Below are 17,973 nucleotides of genomic sequence, written 5' to 3'. Positions count from 1 at the left end.
CGATGACGCTGCTGTCCGCCTGCGGATCGGTCGTCGCCGGACGAAGTGCTGTCGCCGACGATCCGCTGACCGCGCCGGGGTTCGTGCGCGGGTCGAACGCGGTCGATCCCCTGATCGTCGGCGACCGGCTGCTGGCGGCGGGCGAGGCGGAACTGGCCCTCGACAGCTATGTCCGGGCGGCGACCGGCCCGCAGGGGCTTACCCCCGACATCAAGGCCGCGATGGCGAGCGCCAACCTGTCGCTCGGCCGGCTGAACCAGGCGGAGAACCTGCTGCGTGAGGTGGTGGAGGTCGAGCCGCGGAACGCCGCGGCCTGGAACAATCTGGGCGTCGTCCTTCTGGAGCGGGGCAGGACGGGCGAGGCGAACCGGACGTTCAAGACTGCGTTCGCCTTGCAACCATCGCCCGAGATTCTTGAAAATCTCCGCGTTTCAGATGCAAAAATGACAGATTCTCCGTACATTGATGCCACGGATAGCGCCTTCACACTGACGCGGCGGGACAATGGTGTCTTCGACCTGACCTCGCCCGAGCAGTACCCATAACAAACCGAAGGCACCGAGCAGCAAAGGACGCGACATGCGCCACCCTGTCTTTCTCGCCCTCCTCCTCGGGGGAACCATCTCTCTGTCCGCCTGCGGGCAGATGGGCCGGACCGACGTCTCTCGCGCGGTCAGCAACGCGGCCGAGGCGGAGGCCGACAGCATCCGCCAGATCATGCTGACGGTGGCTGAGCCGCGCGAGGCGGTGCCCTATTTCCAGCGCCAGATCGAGATGGAGCCCGAGGATATTGACAACCATCGCGGTCTGGCCCGCAGTCTGGTGCGCGGTGGACGACAGTCCGAAGCGGTGCTGGCCTGGCGCAAGACCGTCGATCACCCGGGCAGCGGCCCCGCCGACCGGGTCGAACTGGCCGACGCGCTGATCCGCACGTCGGACTGGGCAGCGGCGAAGGTGGTCCTCGACAGCATACCGCCGACGCACGAGACGTTCGAGCGCTATCGCCTGGAGGCGATGGTGGCGGACAGCAACCGCGACTGGCCCAAGGCCGACAGCTTCTACGAGACCGCCGTCGGCCTGACGACCAAGCCGGCAGGCGTCCTGAACAACTGGGGCTATTCCAAGCTCACGCGCGGGGACAACCAGGCGGCCGAGCGGCTGTTCACCGAGGCCATCACCTACGACAGCGGGATGTTCACCGCCAAGAACAACCTGGTGCTCGCCCGGGCCGGCCGCCGTGTCTATGCCCTGCCGCTGATCAAGATGTCCCAGGAGGAACGCGCCCAGCTTCTGCACACGGCCGCGCTCGCTGCGGTCAAGCAGGGCGACGTCGACGTCGGGCGCAACCTTCTGGACGATGCCATCAACACCCACCCCCGCCACTTCGAGGCCGCCGTGCGCGCGCTCGAAGCCCTGAACGGCTGACCCGACGGAGACCGCGCCCCATGTTCACCGACCTTGCCATCACGCAGACGCAGGCCATCGTTTTCGGCCTGCTGACGCTGCCGATCTGCCTGTGGGTCGTCTATACGGACGTGGCCCGGATGAAGATCCGCAACGAGGCGGTGCTGACGTTGCTGGCCGTCTTCGTGGTTGCGGGGGCCTTTGTGATGCCGCTCGGGGAATATGCCTGGAGGTACGTGCATTTCGTCGTCGCGCTGACGGTCTGCTTCGGACTGACGATGACGATCGGCATGGGGGCGGGCGATTCCAAGTTCATCGCCGCTGTCGCACCCCTGGTGGCGTTGGGCGACCTGCGGGCCATCGCGGTGATCTATGCCTTCTGGTCCATCGTCCTGCTGGTCGGGATGATGACCGCGCGGCGCAGTTCGGCGCTGCGGACCGCGGCGCCAGGCTGGATCTGGTTCGAGGACGACAGGAAGGGATACGTCCCCTTCGGCCTGGCGCTGGCACCGACCGTTTCGACATATTTCTACCTCGGTGCCATGGCAGGCTGACCTCGCCCGCCGCACCCTGCCCGGCCAGATCCAGAGGACCGCCCGATGAACATGCGCCCCGACCCCGCCGAGATGGGGGTTCCCGCCCCCGAACAGCCGCGCAGTCTGGCCGAAACCGGCCTGACGAACGTCATGCTGCGGGATATCCTGCTCAAGACCATGTTCCGCAAGTCGGTCGAGACCACGCGCGAGATTTCCGCCGCGATCTGCCTGACCACCGGCCTGACCCAGCAACTGATCGACCAGGCGCGGGAAGCAGGGTTGATGCAGGCGACGGGCACCATGCATGCCGGGTCGTCGGGCGAGATGGGGTTTCAACTGACCGAACAGGGCAAGGCGCGCGCCATCGACGCCCTGTCGCAGTCGGAGTATTACGGGCCGATGCCCGTCCCGCTCGACCGCTACAAGCAGCAGGTCAAGGCGCAGTCGGTCAGGAACATCTCGATCACGCGGCAACGGCTCGTCCAGTCGATGGGGCATCTGATCCTGCCCAAGGGGCTGCTGGATCAACTGGGGCCCGCCGTGGGGTCGGGACGATCGGTCCTCCTTTACGGCCCTCCGGGGAACGGAAAGTCGTCGATTGCCGAAGGCATCCGCGCGGCGCTCGGCGACAACATCTGGATCCCCCATGCCATCGAATACGCGGGGCAGGTCATCACGCTCTACGATCCCATCGTCCACACGAGGATCGAGCTGCCGCAGGACATGACGGGGCTTCGCAAGGTCAACCACCGCGTCGATCAGCGGTATCTGCTCTGCCAGCGGCCGACGGTGATGACGGGGGGCGAGCTGTCGCTGGACATGCTCGACCTCAACTACAATTCCGTCGCGCGGACCTATCAGGCATCGCTGCAGCTGAAGTCGTCGGGCGGCGTGTTCATCGTTGACGACCTCGGTCGCCAGGCGGAGCCACCGCAGAAGATCATCAACCGCTGGATCGTCCCGATGGAGATGGGATACGACATCCTGGCGCTGCAATCGGGCGAGAAGTTCGAGGTCCCCTTCGATACCCTGGTGGTGTTCTCGACGAACTTCCATCCCAACAAGATCTTCGACGTCGCGGCGCTGCGCCGGATCTTCTTCAAGGTACTGATCGACGGGCCGACGCAGGCGGAATTCCTCAAGATCTTCGCAATGGTCGCCAAGAAGAAGAAGTTCGAACTCGACGAGGCGTCGCTGCTGCATCTGTTGAAGTCGAAGTATCCCGAGATCGACAACGTCTATGCCAACTTTCACGGCATCTTCCTGATCGACCAGATGATCGCGGCCTGCAATTTCGAAGGGCTGCCTTACCGCATGACGCCCGAACTGGTGGATCGCGCCTGGGCAAACCTGTTCGTGGACGAAAAGGAAATCATCCACTGACGGCGGATTGTCGCCTGAATTTTGCCTGATTTCCTCCCTAGACTCGCCTTCATGAAACGACGCGAAAACGCGCGAGCAGCAGGCAAGGCAGGCATATGGCGGATATTTCGGATATCGGGCGCGACTTTCGGCCGGGGTCGGCCCTGTTGCCGGCGGCGATCATCGCCACGTTGATGGCGACGGCCTTCGTGTTGCAAAGCGGGTTCAGGTCCGATGTGGCGGCGCCGCGCGCCGCGCCGCAGACGGTCGAGCAGATCGAGTTCGTCGCCCTGTCGCGTGAAGCGTTGCAGGGCGCGTTGCGCGACACCTGTGCCGTTACCCGCTGCGTGCCGGAAACGCTGCATCCCTTCGTCACCGCATCCGCCGCGAGCATGACCACGGCCGAGTTGAAGACAGCGCTGGACGCCCAACTCCGCGTGCTGTCGGAGAGCCGGGAGGCGCTGGCCATCGCGGACGTCGGGTCGGACGCCGCGCGACTGGCCGGATTGGAGATCGTCACCGCGCGGCGGTTGGCCGATCTTTACAGCGCGGAGCTTTCGGCGCGCTGAGGTCGGCGGGGGCTTCCCTCCTGTCCCGCCGGCGCTAGGCTGCGGGGGATGACGCCACCCCCTGCCCTGCCGCCTGCGCTTGCCGGTTTCTTCACCCGCCGTCACTGGGCGCTGCATCCCCATCAGGTCGAGATGCTGGACCGGAAGGACGCGCCCTCGCTGCTGCTGATTGCGCCGACGGGGGGCGGCAAGACGCTGGCAGGGTTCCTGCCAACGCTGGTCGAACTGGCCGAAGGCGACCGGCCGGGGTTGCACACGCTCTATGTCAGCCCGCTCAAGGCGCTGACCAACGATATCCGCCGCAACCTCGCCATCCCGATCGAGGAGGCCGGCCTCGCCATCCGGGTCGAGGACCGGACCGGCGACACCGGTCAGGCGCAGCGGAAACGCCAGCGGGCAGACCCGCCGCACATCCTGCTGACGACGCCGGAGTCGCTGGCGCTGATGGTCAGCTATCCCGATGCCGCCCGCACCTTCGCGGGTTTGCAGCGGGTCGTGGTGGACGAAATCCATGCGCTCGCCGAATCGAAGCGCGGCGATCAGCTGATGCTCTGCCTGAGCCGCCTTCAGGCGCTGGCGCCGGGCCTTCGGCGCGTCGGGCTGTCTGCGACGGTCGACGACCCCGCCGTCATCGCGCACTACCTCGCGCGGCATCCCGACCCCTGCCCGGTGCTGCGGGCCGATCCGGGGCCACCGCCCGACATCGCCATGCTGTCGACGACCGAGGCGCCGCCCTGGGCGGGCGCGGGCGGGCGCTATGCCATCCCCGACGTTCTGGAACAGGTGCGGCGGCACAGGACGACGCTGATCTTCCACAACACGCGGGCGCAGGCCGAGATCTTCTTTCACCATCTCTGGCTCGCCAACGAGGACGATCTGCCCATCGGCATCCATCACGGCGCCCTGTCGAGGGAGGCGCGGCTGCGCGTCGAACAGGCGATGGTGGACGGCAGGCTGCGCGCCATCGTCGCGACCGGCAGCCTGGATCTCGGGATCGACTGGGGCGACGTGGACCTGGTGATCCAGATCGGGGCGCCGAAGAAGGTCAAGAACCTGGTGCAGCGGATCGGGCGGGCGAACCACCGCTACAACGCGCCCAGCAAGGCTCGGCTGGTGCCCGCGAACCGGTTCGAGGTGGTGGAATGCCTGGCGGCACTGGACGCGACGCGGGAGGGCACGCTCGACGGCGATCTTCGGCTGGACGGGCCGCGGGACGTGCTCTGCCAGCACATCGCCTGCGTGGCCTGCGCCGGCGACTTCCACGAGGACGACCTGTTCGCCGAGGTGCGGACCGTCGGCCCCTATTCCATGCTGAGCCGGGCCGCCTTCGACCGCTGTCTCGATTTCGTGGCGACGGGGGGCTATGCGCTGCGGGCCTATGACCGGTATCAGCGACTGAAGGAGCGGGCGCCGGGGATCTGGGGTTTGCGCGACCCGCGCGCGGCGCGGCAGATCCGCATGAACCTGGGCACCATCATCGATACCGACACGCTCAAGGTCAGGTTCCGCGGGCGGGGCGGAATGCCGCTGGGCCAGATCGAGGAAGGCTTCGCCGCCACGCTGACCCCCGGCGACACCTTCCTGATGGGCGGACAGGTCGTGCGCTTCGAATCCATGCGCGAGATGACGGTCGAGGTCAGCCCCAACCCCAGCCGGGAGCCGCGCATCGCGACCTTCATGGGGTACAAGTGGTCAACTTCGGTGCAACTGGCCGAGCGTATCCAGCAGATCCTGCATCGGGGCGACTTCGATCGGTTCCCGGACCACACGCGCGAATGGCTGGAGCTTCAGGCCAGGTTCTCGCGCATGCCCGAGCCGGGTCGCCTGCTGGTCGAGACCTTCCCCCGCGACGGGCGCCATCACCTGTGCCTTTACGGGTTCGCGGGGCGCAATGCACACCAGACGCTCGCCCTTCTCGTCACCCGGCGGATGGAGGAAGCCGGGCTGGACCCGCTGGGCTTCGTCGCCACCGACTACGCCGTGCTGATCTGGGGGTTGCGGCCGGTGGAGGACGTTGCGCCGCTGCTCGCGCACGACGGCATCCATGCGGCGCTGGACGGGTGGCTGAACGGCAACGCGGTGATGAAACGCACCTTCCGCAACGCCGCGATCGTCGCAGGGCTGATCGACCGGAACTTTCCGGGCAAGCGGTCATCGGGGCGGCAGGCGACGTTCTCGTCGGACATCCTTTACGACACGCTGCGCCGTCACGACCCGGATCACCTGATGTTGTCGATCACCGAGGAGGAGGCGATGCGCGGCCATATCGACTTCGGGCGGGTCGAACTGCTCCTCGATACCGTGGGCGACCGCATCGATCAGGTGGCCCTGCCGCGTGTGTCGCCGCTGGCCGCGCCGTTGTTTCTGGAGATGGGACGCGTGCCGATCAAGGGCGCCGCCGAGGGCCGCCTGATTCAGGAGGAAGCCGGGCGGCTGATGGCCGAGGCGGGGCTGACCCTCGACTGACGCGCTTGCGCCCGGCGGCGCGGCGTGATTCAGAAGACAAATGGGGAACGGACACGCCTTCACTTTTGCCGGGGAACGGATGGTCGCCCGGCCGTCCGGCGCGCTCCATTGGCCCGCCGCCGGCCTTCTGGTGGTGAGCGACCTGCATCTTGGAAAGTCGGAGCGTATGGCCCGGCGCGGCGGCTCCCTGCTTCCGCCCTATGAAATCGTCGAGACGCTGGCCCGGCTCGACGCCGATATCGCCGCCACAGACCCGGCCGCCGTCATCAGCCTGGGCGACAGCTTCGACGACATGGATGCCGCCGCCGCCTTGCCGCAGGACGTGCGCGACAGGTTGGCTGCGACGATGGCCGGGCGCGACTGGACCTGGGTGACGGGAAACCACGATCCGGCGCCCACGGGCCTTGGCGGGCACGCGGCCGATGGCGTGACCTGCGGCGCCGTGACTTTCCGGCATGTCGCCACGGACGACGGCCGGCACGAGGTATCCGGCCATTATCACCCAAAGGCCAGCCTGTCGGTGCGGGGACGCGCGGTGTCCCGTCCCTGTTTCCTGCGCGACGACCGGCGGCTGATCCTGCCTGCCTATGGCACCTATACCGGCGGCCTGCGGACGCGGGACCGTGCCTTGTCGCAACTGATGGGCGCGGGGGCGCGGGCGATACTGGCCGGGCTTCCGATGGTCGAAATCCCGATGCCGCGCTAGGACGGGGAATGCGCGCGATCGCCCTTGTTCTGCTTCTCTCGGCCTGCGGCACCGCGCCGGAGGCGCCGCGCATCTGGCGTGACCCGGCCGTGCCGATCGCCTCCAAGGCCGACTTCGACGCCGCGCGCTTTGCCGGTCGCTGGCATCACGTCGCCCGTTTCCCCGAACCGGGGGGGGCCGCCTGCCCCGACACCGTGACGGACTGGGCGGCTGCCGGCGACACCATGACCCTGCGCCGTTCCTGCGACGGTGAGCCGACGGCAACCGGCACCGCCCGCGTCGCGCCGCTCGGGCGGCTCAGGGTGACGCAGGACGGCACCACGACAGAGAAGTGGGTTCTATGGGCCGACGACGGATACCGGACGGCGGTGCTGGTTCGGGCCGACGGGCGGGGCGGGGCGATCCTGGACCGGACGCCGCGTGCCCCCGTGGATCGTCTGCGCGCCGCGATCGAGGTGCTGGACTTCAACGGGTTCGACACCGACGCACTCGTCTTCGGGAACACCCCATAAAAATACGACTCGTTTTCAAGGAATTGCGAATCGGGCGCGAATCGGGGTTTGACGCGCGATTCACAGGCGGTCTAATGTCGGCCATCGACCGGGCAGTGGTCGCAAAAGGGCAATAAAAACAGCCGATTTCGAAGGGGCAGAACATGTCGGGGGCATGTGCGAGCGCACAAGTCGTTTCGACCGTTCAGGCGCGGGTGGATGGAATTTTTCCCGCCACCCGCATACCCCTTTCCGCGGGTTCCGCACGCGCTGTTGACAGCCCGTCCATTGCGCCATAACAGGCGGCTTCCATTGGTGTTGGTGGCCCCCGCAAGGGGATGCCTGTCGGGCTTTGGCCAAAGGACAACGCCCTCAGTCCAGAGGAGATCAGCCGTGACCAAACGCACGTCTGCCAAGTACAAGCTCGACCGTCGCATGGGCGAGAACATCTGGGGCCGCGCCAAGTCGCCCGTCAACCGTCGTGAGTACGGCCCGGGCCAGCACGGTCAGCGCCGCAAGGGCAAGATGTCCGACTTCGGCCTTCAGCTGCGCGCCAAGCAGAAGCTCAAGGGCTACTACGGCGACCTGACCGAAAAGCAGTTCAAGCGCATCTATGCCGAAGCCGCCCGCGTCAAGGGCGACACCGGGGAGAACCTGATCGGCCTGCTGGAGCGTCGTCTCGACGCCGTGGTCTATCGCGCCAAGTTCGTGCCGACCGTCTTCGCCGCCCGCCAGTTCGTGAACCACGGCCATGTGACCGTGAACGGCCAGCGCGTGAACATCGCCTCCTACCGCGTCAAGGAGGGCGACGTGATCGCCGTTCGTGACAAGTCCAAGCAACTGGCCGTCGTGCTGGAAGCGACGCAGCTGGCCGAGCGGGACGTCCCCGATTATATCGAGGTCGACCATTCCAAGATGACCGCGACCTTCGTCCGTGCCCCGGGCCTGTCGGATGTGCCCTATCCGGTGCTGATGGAGCCGAACCTGGTCATCGAATACTACGCCCAGAACTGATCGCGGCCTGCGGGCCACGGATCGGGACGACAATCGGGGGCCGCTTCAATTGAAGCGGCCCCTTTTCCTTCGTTCCCTTCGCTATTCGGACAAATGCGCCACGATCCGCAGCGGCCCGCCCGAGCCTCCCTCGATCTTCATGGGAAGCGCCACGATGGTGGACCCGGTCGGCGGCAGGTCCGACATGTCCGCCACGTTCTCGAAGGCGGGGATGCCGTTGGTCATCAGCTCCACATGCGTGGCGAAGTCGGCTGATTGGCCGTAGTCGATGGAGGGCGTGTCGATGCCCACCGCGCCGATCCCCCGCTCGACCAGCAGGATCGCGCCATCGGTGCCCAACCCGGGGAAATGCAGGTCCTTCACCGCCTCCTCGCCCCGCGCGGCGGTGCCCATGTAGGGCTCCCGGTCGGGATAGAGGCTTGCGCGCCCGGTGTTGAGCAGGACGACGGCGCCTTGCGGGATCTCGCCGTGCTCGGCCTCGAAGGCGCGGATGTCGTCGGCGGTCACAAGATAATCCACATCCGCTTCGGATTGCGCGGTCACGTCGATCACGATGCCCGGTCCGATCATCTGCTCGACCGGGATGGCGTCGGAGGTGCTGCCGCCCTCGGCGAAATGGATCGGCGCGTCGAGATGGGTGCCGCCGTGTTCCGCGGCCGAGAAGTTGTAGGCGGAATAGTACCAGCCACCGTCGGTATGGCCCGCGAAGACCTCCTCCTGCTCGAACATCTTGGCGGTCGGCCAGTAGACCGAGTCGGCGTTGAAGGGGTGCGTCAGGTCGATCCAACGGCCGGCCGTCATGTCCTGGGCGGCCAGCGGCCCCGGAAGGATCAGCGCGGCGGTGATGGTCCATGTCTTCAGGTGATGTCGCATTGTCGAACTCCCCGATTGACGGCGCGGATTGCGCCCAGGTCGATCTTTCCATGTGGCCGCATCCCGATCAACGCCGGCGCGGGTCAGGCGGCGCGTCGACGCAACCTGCCCGTCATCCGAAGCCCGTCGGCCATGTTCAAACCGAGGAGCGCGATGTTCACCGCGCCGGCCGCAAGCTCGACCCCCTGAACCGCGAAGAACGCGGCGTCGAATTGTCCGGCCTGTGCCCGCATGGCAAGGAACAAGGCGGACGGCACGAGGATGAGCAATCCGTTCGCCGAGATCACCTGCATCCGCCACCGCTTGCGGGCCAGCAGCGCGCCGCGCCGGCCGGCACCCAGGTGCATGCCGCTGATGCCCGTGGCCATGAGCGCGGGGACGAGGACGATGAACCCCCAGGGGATCGCCGTCTTGACGGCCATGACCCAGTCCGCATTGCCCGAAACCTCGGACGAGACGGTCACGATCCAGAATATCATGATGGTCAGCAGGGCGGTGCTGCCGGCGACCGGATGGAGTGTCTTGGTCATTGCTTGGATCTTCCTCCTAGGTGTATAGCTGGCTATCTAATTTTAGATAGCCAGCTATGCAATCAGGAGGCAACCCTTGGAGTTCTTGAAGGATGGATCGGCGGGATACCTCATCAACCACCTCGCACGGGTGTTCGCGCGGGGCCTGACGACGCGGATCAAACCGCTGGGCCTGACCACCGGCACCTTCCCGACCCTGCTGGAGCTTTGGGAAACGGACGGCCTCACCCAGAAGGATCTCGTAACCCGGCTCGACATCGAACAGGCGACGATGGCCAACACGCTGTCGCGGATGGAACGCGACGGCATGATCCTGCGCCGCCGCGACCCGGCAGACGGTCGCTCGCAGCGGGTCTTCCTGACCGAACGTGCCCGCGCCCTGCGCGAGCCTGCCATCGCCGCGGCCCAAGCCGAGAACGAGGCGGCTTTGGCCGGTCTGACGCTGGAAGAACGGGATCAGCTCGTCGCCTTGATGCGAAAGGCGCTTGCCGGAGAGACGCCAGGGTGACGCACCTTCAAGGCCCCCCTCGCCAAGGACGCCACGCGACCCCATATCAACGGGGAAGGAGAAATCATGATGCTGTTCCAACGAAAGAAGGCCGAAATGGTGTCGCAGGACACCGCCCTGCCCGGCCGCGACACGCCGGTTCCGACGGCAAAGACCCATTTCGTGTATGACCGCCCCCTGTCGAACGACGTCCCCGACGGGATGGAGGAAGCCATGTTCGGCATGGGCTGCTTCTGGGGGGTCGAACGGATGTTCTGGAAGCTGCCCGGCGTCCACATGACCTTGGTGGGCTACGCCGGCGGCTACACCCCCAACCCGACCTATCAGGAGGTCTGCACCGGCCGCACCGGCCACAACGAGGTCGTGCGCGTGATCTATGACCCCGAACGGATCAGCTATGACGACCTGCTCCGCACCTTCTGGGAAGGTCACGATCCGACGCAGGGAATGCGGCAGGGCAACGACGTCGGCACGCAGTACCGGTCGGGGGTCTATACCTATTCCGATGCCCAGAAGCAGGCCGCCGGGAAATCGCGCGAGGTCTTTGCCGAACGGCTGCGCGATGCCGGATACGGCGACGTCACGACCGAGATCGTGGACGCCCCGCCCTTCTATCATGCCGAGGATTATCACCAGCAGTACCTGGCCAAGAATCCCGGCGGGTATTGCGGCATCGGCGGCACGGGCGTGACCTGCCCGGTCGGCGTGGCGGTCTGAACCAGGCCGGCAAGGCCGGAACGCCGGCCTTGCACCGCTGCATGACCCGTCTTGCGTGAACCGCGCGATAGGCTATGAATCCGCCATTGGATATGGGGATTGCGATGGCCGACGACGGACCCGATTTCGAGGCGCTGTTTCGGATGGCACCGGTGCCGCTTCTGGTGCTCGATCGGTCGTGGGGGATCGTCACCGCGAATGCGGCCTATCTCGACGCCGTCGGCCGGACGCTGGACGACATTCGCGGACAGCATGTGTTCGATGCCTTTCCCGGCCAATCCGTCCATCGTGCACCGATCGAAGCGGCCTTTCGCGCCACCTTTGACGGCGAGCCCACCGTGGTGGAACGCCTGCCCTATGCCATCCCCGACGCGGACGCCCCTTCGGGAATGCGGGAGGTCTGGTGGACCTGCCGGCATGAGCCCGTCGTCGAGGCGGACGGGTCCATCGATTTCATAATCCAGAAGTCCCAGAACGTGACCGACCTGGTCCGAACGCAGGAACTCAAGGACGCGATCACGGCGGAATTGCAGCACCGGGTCGGCAACCTCCTGACCCTGGTGTCGGTCATCGCCAAGCGCACCGCCGCGACCTCCGACGATCTGCAGACGTTCCTGTCGCGCTTCGAAGGGCGCATCCAGGCGCTCGCCCGCATCCACGCCGACCTGACGGGCGGCAACTGGGACAGGCTGACCCTCGACGCCGTCGTCACCAGGCAGCTCGCCGACTACCACGAACCCGGATCGCGGCAAATCACCATCACGGGTCCGCAGATTGAACTCACGGCCATGGAGGCGCAGTCGATCTCCATGGCGATCCACGAGCTGACGACCAATTCCGTCAAGCACGGCGCGCTCCGTAGCGGGGCGGGCAAGCTGGCCATCGACTGGGAACGGCTGGCCGACACCGGTTATGCCCTGCGCTGGCAGGAAAACGGCCTCGGCGCGGTGCAGCCGCCGGAGCGGAGCGGTTTCGGGTCGATGATCCTCGACCAGATCGTGCCGTCGCAGTTGCGCGGCACGGCCCGGCGGGAGTTCGGCAAGGACGACTATCGATACGAGATCTCAGTCCCGGTCCGACCGCAGGCCGACGTTTCCGACGGCGCCGTCGCTTCCTGACCGACTACGCGCTACTTGCCATCACACATCGGGAACAAAAAAAATGGCGCCCCCTTGGGGACGCCATTTCGACCGTTGCGACCGCCCCGAGGGGCGGCGCGAAATCAGGCCAGCGCGATGTTGGTCGCGCTCTCGCGGCCGTCACGGCCGGGCTCGATGTCGAAGGTCACTTTCTGGTTGTCGGCCAGGCCGGTCAGGCCCGCGCGCTCGACGGCAGAGATGTGCACGAACACATCCTTGCTGCCGCCATCGGGGGCGATGAAGCCGAAGCCCTTGGTGGTGTTGAACCATTTGACGGTGCCAGTTGCCATCGTCGATACTCCTTGTCAGTGCTGCCCGCGGAATGCGGCAGGTCGGCTCGGTCAGTGTTAGATCGAAAGTCTGAACCGAAAGGAGCAGTGTCGTCGATAGCATTAACGTCGCCAACTCCACATGGCGGGATTCCCGGAGCGATGCAAGGCGGTCGCGCGCAATCGGCGGCTGTCCGCCAAGTGGCCCTATTCCCAGCCTGCCCGGATCAGGCGCGCCGCCTCCGGCGCGAAATAGGTCAGCACCCCGTCGCAGCCCGCCCGGCGGAACGACATCAGGCTTTCCATCATCGCCCGCTCGCCGTCGATCCAGCCGTTGCCTGCCGCCGCCCGGATCATCGCGTATTCGCCCGATACCTGATAGGCGAAGGTCGGCACGGCGAAGGCGTCCTTCACCCGGCGCACCATGTCCAGATAGGGCATCCCGGGCTTGACCATCACCATGTCCGCGCCTTCCGCCAGGTCGCGCGCCACGCAGCGCAGCCCTTCCTCGGCGTTGAGGGGATCGAGCTGATAGGTCTTCTTGTCGCCGGTCAGCGCGCCCGACGATCCGGTCGCGTCGCGGAACGGGCCATAGAAGGCCGAGGCATACTTGGCGGCATAGGACATGATCGTCACGTCCTGCATCCCCGCTTCCTCCAGCGCGGTGCGGATCGCGCCGATGCGCCCGTCCATCATGTCCGACGGCCCCAGGATGTCCGCCCCCGCCTCTGCCTGCGCCATGGCCATCCGCACCAGCGCCTCGACCGATTCGTCATTCACGATGACACCGTTCCGCACGATGCCGTCATGCCCCTGGGCGTTGTATGGGTCGAGCGCCACGTCCGTCATCACCGACATGCCCGGCACGGCCGCCTTGATGGCGCGGGTGGCGCGGTTCGACAGGTTGTCGGAATTCCACGCCTCGGCGCAATCGTCGGTCTTGAGCGCGGCGTCGGTGTAGGGAAACAGGCAGATGGTGCGGATGCCGGCCTGGAACGCCTCCTCCGCCGCCTCGGCCGTCAGGTCCACCGACCGGCGGATGACGCCGGGCATCGACGCGACTTCCATCGTGGCGCCCTCGCCGTCGCAGACGAAGACGGGCCAGATCAGGTCGTCGGCCGACAGCCGTGCCTCGCGTACCAGGGCGCGGAGGGCGGGAGTCCGGCGCAGGCGGCGCGGACGGGATCGGGGAAAGGGGGCGTGGTCCGTCATGATGCACCTCTGCGACACCCCGCTTCGGTGCCATGCCCGGCCCCGGGGATCAACCATCCCCGCCTTGCCATTTCCCACCGGTCCGGGCGACATGGGCGCGACCGGCGAAAGCGACTGCGAGACATTGGACTTCTTCTTCCTCGAACTGGCCATGGAGGCCATCGACCTGCGATCCTTTTCGAACCTCTGGTTCTGGATCGTGCTGGCGGTGCTGTGGTCGACGGTCTCGCACTGGGTCGTCGGCGTGCCCTTCGACATGGTTCGGCGGGCCGCGCGAGGGCATGAACAATCGCTGGGCGACATGCATGTCCTCGCCAATATCAACGCGCGCCGCATCCTTTTCATCGCCGACGAGACCGGGCTCATCACCACGGGCTTCAGCTTCTTCCTTTTGACCACGCTGCTGCTTCTGGGTTTCGTCTACGGGGTGGAATTCGCGCAGGCCATCCTGTGCCTGTTCCTGCCGCTGGCGATCGTGGGCTGGATCACGCTGCGCGCCGCACGGCGGGTCGGGGGGCTGGAGCCTGCCGATCTGGGCAACCTTCTGGCCCGCACGCGCCGGTGGATCCAGGGCATCGGGATCGTGTCGATCTTCGTGACGTCGATGTGGGGCATGTGGGTCAACCTCAACGTCAACGTGCTTGGCTACTGACGGCGGTTGACACCGGGGCCGGGTCGCTTACCTGACGGCTTCATGTCCGACACCTCCCCCTCACCGCTGCCGCAGGGCCACATCCGCGTCGGCGGCGCGCCGGAGGGTTTCGACGCCCGCGTCCTGCTGCGCGAGCTGGAGGGCGGCAAGCCGGTCGTCCACGTCGCCCGCGACGACAAGCGGGCCGAGGCGATGGCCGCCGCGATCCGCGCGCATCAGGCGGGCGTCACCGTCCTGCGCTTCCCGGCCTGGGACTGCCTGCCCTACGATCGCGTCTCCCCCGCCGCCGAGATCTCGGCCACGCGGATGGCCACGTTGACGGCGCTGGCGCATGGGTTCACCGGCAGGTTCATCCTGCTCACGACGCTCTCTGCCGTGACGCAGCGTCTTCCGGCGCGCGCAACGCTCAAGGGCGCGGGCTTTGCCGCCCGTGTGGACCAGCGCATCGACGAGGCGGCGCTGCGCGACTTCCTGGTGCGGATGGGCTTCAGCCAGACGCCTACCGTGATGGAGCCGGGCGACTGGTCGCCCCGCGGCGGGATCATCGATATCTGGCCGCCGGGTCAGCCCGCGCCCGTCCGGCTCGACCTGTTCGGCGATACGCTCGACGGATTGCGCCGCTTCGATCCGGTGACGCAGCGCACGACCGAACAACTCAAGATGATCGAACTGGCCCCGGTGTCCGAGGTCATTCTCGACGGCCCCGCGATCACCCGCTTCCGCCAGACCTATCGCATCGAGTTCGGCGCCGCCGGCACCGACGATCCGCTCTACGAGGCCGTCAGCGCGGGCCGCAAGGCGCAGGGGATGGAGCATTGGCTTCCCTTCTTCCACGAGACGCTGGAGACGCTGCCCGACTACCTGCCCGACGCCACCTTCGTCATGGACGATGCGACCCCCGCGCATCACGACGAACGCTGGGTTCAGATCACCGACATGTACGACAACCGGCGCGAGGCGATGGTGGCCAAGGGTCGCGTCGATTCCGTCTACAAGCCCGCGCGCCCCGAGACGCTCTACCTGTCGCCCGAGGCACTGGATGCCGCCCTGTCGGATATCCGCACGCTGCACCTGTCGCCCCTGCCCACCGCGCCGGGGCCGGGCGTCATCGACGCGGGCGGCCGCATCGGCCGGTCCTTCGCACCCGAGCGGCAGCTCGAGAACGTCAACCTGTTCGACACCCTCGCCGCCCATATCGCCGACAAGCGCGGCGACGGCGGGGTGGTCATCGCCTCCTACTCCGGCGGTGCGCGGGAGCGGTTGCAGGGCCTCCTGGAGGATCACGGGGTCACCGGCGCGCGCGCCGTCAAGCGGCTGGAGGAGGTGGCGAAGGGCGAGGTCGGGCTCGCCGTCTGGGCACTGGACCGGGGGTGGGAGGGGCCGGTCGGAAAGGGCCGGCTGACCGTCATCTCCGAACAGGACGTGCTGGGCGAACGCCTGATCCGCGGCAAGAAGAAGAAACGCCGGGCCGAAAACTTCCTGACCGAGGCGCAGGCCCTGTCGGTGGGCGACCTGGTGGTCCACGTCGATCACGGCGTCGGCCGCTTCGTCGGGCTCGAGACGGTGACGGCCGCGGGCGCGCCCCATGAATGCGTGACGCTGGAATACGCGGGCGGCGACCGTCTGTTCCTGCCTGTCGAGAACATCGAGCTTCTCAGCCGCTTCGGACAGGAGGAGGGGCTGCTCGACAAGCTGGGCGGCGGGGCATGGCAGGCGCGCAAGGCCCGCCTGAAGGAGCGCATCCGCCAGATCGCGGAGCGCCTGATGCGGATCGCGGCGGAACGCGCCTTGCGAAAGGCCCCCATCCTGGAGCCGCCGCGCGACATGTGGGAGACCTTCGCTGCCCGCTTCCCCTATGAGGAGACGGACGACCAGTTGCAGGCCATCGAGGACGTGGCGACCGATCTCGCCTCCGGCCGGCCCATGGATCGGTTGGTCGTGGGCGACGTGGGCTTCGGCAAGACCGAGGTGGCGATGCGCGCGGCCTTCATCGCGGCGACCAGCGGCAAGCAGGTTGCCGTCATCGCGCCGACGACGCTTCTGGCCCGCCAGCACGCCAAGTCGTTCGAGGACCGGTTCCGCGGCCTGCCCATCAGCGTGCGCCAGCTGTCGCGCTTCGTGCCGGCCAAGAAGGCCGCCGAGACGCGCGCGGGCATCGCCGACGGCACCGTCGACATCGCCATCGGAACCCATGCCCTGCTGGCCAAGCAGGTGAAGTTCGCCGATCTCGGACTCCTCATCATCGACGAGGAGCAGCACTTCGGCGTGACGCACAAGGAGCGCCTGAAGGAGATGCGGTCGGACGTCCATGTCCTGACCCTGTCGGCCACGCCCATCCCGCGCACCTTGCAGATGTCGCTGACCGGGGTGCGCGACCTGTCGATCATCGGCACGCCGCCGGTCGATCGCCTGGCGATCCGTACATATGTCTCCGAATTCGACACGGTGCAGGTGCGCGAGGCCCTGCTGCGCGAACACTATCGCGGCGGCCAGTCCTTCGTCGTCGTCCCCCGCATCGGCGACCTGTCGCAGATGGAGGCCTTCCTGCGCGAACAGCTTCCGGAGCTGACCCATGTGATCGCGCACGGGCAGCTTGCGGCGGGCGATCTCGACGAGCGGATGAACGCCTTCTACGACGGCAAGTACGACGTGCTGCTGTCCACCACCATCATCGAGTCGGGCATCGACATCCCGACCGCCAACACCATGGTGATCTGGCGCGCCGACATGTTCGGGCTCAGCCAGCTCTACCAGATCAGGGGGCGGGTCGGACGGTCCAAGACACGGGCCTACGCGTTCCTGACGACCAAGCCGCGCGCCAAGCTGACGCCGCAGGCGGAGCGGCGCCTGAAGGTGCTGGGCTCCATCGACGCGCTCGGCGCGGGGTTCAATATCGCGAGCCAGGACCTTGACCTGCGCGGTGGCGGCAACATCATCGGCGACGAACAGTCGGGCCACATGCGCGAAGTCGGGTTCGAACTCTACCAGTCCATGCTGGAGGAGACGATCGACAAGCTGAAGGCGGGCAAGGCCGACCTGCCCGACGCGCTGTCCGACGACTGGTCGCCGCAGATCAACCTGGGCGTGCCGGTCCTGATCCCCGAGGACTACGTGCCCGACCTTGACCTCCGCCTGGGCCTCTATCGCCGCCTGTCGGGCCTCGACCGCAAGGTGGAGCTGGAGGGTTTCGCGGCCGAACTGATCGACCGGTTCGGTCCCCTTCCGCGCGAGGTGAACGTGCTGTTGCGGGTCGTGCGCATCAAGGCGCTCTGCAAGGCGGCGGGCATTTCGCGCCTGAGCGTGGGTGGCAAGGGCGCGACGGTGGAGTTCCACCTCAACAGGTTCGCCCGCCCCGAAGGTCTGGTGGATTTCATCAAGGAGCAGAAGGGCGCGGCGAAGATCAAGGGCGACAAGCTCGTGATCGCGCAGGACTTCGCGTCGGAGGCCGACCGGATCAAGGGCGCTTTCTCCATCGCGCGCGACCTCGCCGTTCATGCGGGGGCGGCGAAGGTTCGGGCGGACTGA

Annotated in this window: 18 protein-coding genes; 14 read left to right on the top strand and 4 right to left on the bottom strand. The window is 67.0% G+C overall.

Annotation, left to right across the window (positions count from 1 at the left end; translation table 11 throughout):
• Window positions 1–2 precede the first annotated feature (2 nt).
• The 9 genes from JAN5088_RS12930 to rpsD all read left to right on the top strand — a co-directional run bounded on the left by JAN5088_RS12930 (window position 3) and on the right by rpsD (window position 8,548).
• Window positions 3–545 (top strand): tetratricopeptide repeat protein, encoded by a 543-nt coding sequence (locus tag JAN5088_RS12930; RefSeq protein ID WP_233489790.1) that lies wholly within the window; start codon window positions 3–5, stop codon window positions 543–545.
• 34 nt (window positions 546–579) lie between these two features.
• Window positions 580–1,425, top strand: coding sequence for a tetratricopeptide repeat protein (locus JAN5088_RS12925; protein ID WP_055683202.1), 846 nt, complete (start codon window positions 580–582; stop codon window positions 1,423–1,425).
• Window positions 1,426–1,445: 20 nt separating this feature from the next.
• Window positions 1,446–1,958 carry a prepilin peptidase gene (locus tag JAN5088_RS12920; RefSeq protein WP_055683201.1) on the top strand — a complete coding sequence of 171 codons (513 nt, stop codon included), beginning with the start codon at window positions 1,446–1,448 and terminating at the stop codon, window positions 1,956–1,958.
• 45 nt (window positions 1,959–2,003) lie between these two features.
• A complete protein-coding gene (locus JAN5088_RS12915; protein WP_055683200.1) occupies window positions 2,004–3,323 on the top strand; it encodes a DUF8689 domain-containing protein in 1,320 nt (439 codons plus the stop codon).
• Between the two features lie 95 nt (window positions 3,324–3,418).
• Window positions 3,419–3,871: a hypothetical protein gene (locus JAN5088_RS12910; protein WP_055683199.1), complete on the top strand. Its 453-nt coding sequence runs from the start codon at window positions 3,419–3,421 to the stop codon at window positions 3,869–3,871.
• 48 nt (window positions 3,872–3,919) lie between these two features.
• Window positions 3,920–6,337, top strand: a complete 2,418-nt coding sequence (locus tag JAN5088_RS12905; protein WP_055683198.1) for a ligase-associated DNA damage response DEXH box helicase — start codon at window positions 3,920–3,922, stop codon at window positions 6,335–6,337.
• Window positions 6,338–6,377: 40 nt separating this feature from the next.
• On the top strand, window positions 6,378–7,043 hold the full coding sequence (gene pdeM, locus JAN5088_RS12900; RefSeq protein ID WP_055683197.1) for a ligase-associated DNA damage response endonuclease PdeM: 666 nt from the start codon (window positions 6,378–6,380) through the stop codon (window positions 7,041–7,043).
• An 8-nt stretch (window positions 7,044–7,051) separates the two neighbouring features.
• Window positions 7,052–7,555 carry a lipocalin family protein gene (locus JAN5088_RS12895; protein ID WP_055683196.1) on the top strand — a complete coding sequence of 168 codons (504 nt, stop codon included), beginning with the start codon at window positions 7,052–7,054 and terminating at the stop codon, window positions 7,553–7,555.
• 372 nt (window positions 7,556–7,927) lie between these two features.
• Entirely contained in the window at window positions 7,928–8,548 is a 621-nt protein-coding gene (gene rpsD, locus JAN5088_RS12890; RefSeq protein ID WP_055683195.1) for a 30S ribosomal protein S4, read from the top strand.
• Between the two features lie 81 nt (window positions 8,549–8,629).
• Here the strand turns inward: rpsD and JAN5088_RS12885 are convergent, their stop codons facing one another.
• Together JAN5088_RS12885 and JAN5088_RS12880 are read right to left on the bottom strand one after the other, a co-directional pair.
• Window positions 8,630–9,421 carry a cyclase family protein gene (locus tag JAN5088_RS12885; protein WP_055683194.1) on the bottom strand — a complete coding sequence of 264 codons (792 nt, stop codon included), beginning with the start codon at window positions 9,419–9,421 and terminating at the stop codon, window positions 8,630–8,632.
• Between the two features lie 83 nt (window positions 9,422–9,504).
• Window positions 9,505–9,951 (bottom strand): hypothetical protein, encoded by a 447-nt coding sequence (locus tag JAN5088_RS12880; RefSeq protein WP_055683193.1) that lies wholly within the window; start codon window positions 9,949–9,951, stop codon window positions 9,505–9,507.
• A 76-nt stretch (window positions 9,952–10,027) separates the two neighbouring features.
• Between JAN5088_RS12880 and JAN5088_RS12875 the strand changes: the two genes are divergently transcribed.
• The 3 genes from JAN5088_RS12875 to JAN5088_RS12865 all read left to right on the top strand — a co-directional run bounded on the left by JAN5088_RS12875 (window position 10,028) and on the right by JAN5088_RS12865 (window position 12,294).
• Window positions 10,028–10,459 (top strand): MarR family winged helix-turn-helix transcriptional regulator, encoded by a 432-nt coding sequence (locus tag JAN5088_RS12875; RefSeq protein ID WP_055683192.1) that lies wholly within the window; start codon window positions 10,028–10,030, stop codon window positions 10,457–10,459.
• A gap of 66 nt (window positions 10,460–10,525) precedes the next feature.
• The gene (gene msrA, locus JAN5088_RS12870; protein ID WP_055683191.1) at window positions 10,526–11,176 is read left to right on the top strand and encodes a peptide-methionine (S)-S-oxide reductase MsrA; all 651 of its coding nucleotides are present in this window, start codon (window positions 10,526–10,528) and stop codon (window positions 11,174–11,176) included.
• Window positions 11,177–11,280: 104 nt separating this feature from the next.
• Window positions 11,281–12,294 (top strand): sensor histidine kinase, encoded by a 1,014-nt coding sequence (locus JAN5088_RS12865; RefSeq protein WP_055683190.1) that lies wholly within the window; start codon window positions 11,281–11,283, stop codon window positions 12,292–12,294.
• Between the two features lie 104 nt (window positions 12,295–12,398).
• On the opposite strand, the gene JAN5088_RS12860 is transcribed toward JAN5088_RS12865, so the two are convergent.
• Together JAN5088_RS12860 and hemB are read right to left on the bottom strand one after the other, a co-directional pair.
• Complete coding sequence (locus JAN5088_RS12860) at window positions 12,399–12,605, bottom strand: cold-shock protein (protein ID WP_055683189.1); 207 nt, start codon at window positions 12,603–12,605, stop codon at window positions 12,399–12,401.
• 186 nt (window positions 12,606–12,791) lie between these two features.
• On the bottom strand, window positions 12,792–13,796 hold the full coding sequence (hemB, locus tag JAN5088_RS12855) for a porphobilinogen synthase (RefSeq protein ID WP_055683188.1): 1,005 nt from the start codon (window positions 13,794–13,796) through the stop codon (window positions 12,792–12,794).
• 64 nt (window positions 13,797–13,860) lie between these two features.
• Between hemB and JAN5088_RS12850 the strand changes: the two genes are divergently transcribed.
• Both JAN5088_RS12850 and mfd read left to right on the top strand, forming a co-directional pair.
• A complete protein-coding gene (locus JAN5088_RS12850; RefSeq protein ID WP_233489776.1) occupies window positions 13,861–14,448 on the top strand; it encodes a component of SufBCD complex in 588 nt (195 codons plus the stop codon).
• Window positions 14,449–14,490: 42 nt separating this feature from the next.
• Window positions 14,491–17,973, top strand: a complete 3,483-nt coding sequence (mfd, locus tag JAN5088_RS12845) for a transcription-repair coupling factor (protein WP_055683187.1) — start codon at window positions 14,491–14,493, stop codon at window positions 17,971–17,973.

The organism is Jannaschia rubra (genome assembly GCF_001403735.1).
Classification (GTDB): domain Bacteria; phylum Pseudomonadota; class Alphaproteobacteria; order Rhodobacterales; family Rhodobacteraceae; genus Jannaschia; species Jannaschia rubra.
The sequence above is the reverse complement of the archived record's forward strand: the minus strand, read 5'-3'. Positions and strand labels throughout refer to the sequence as shown.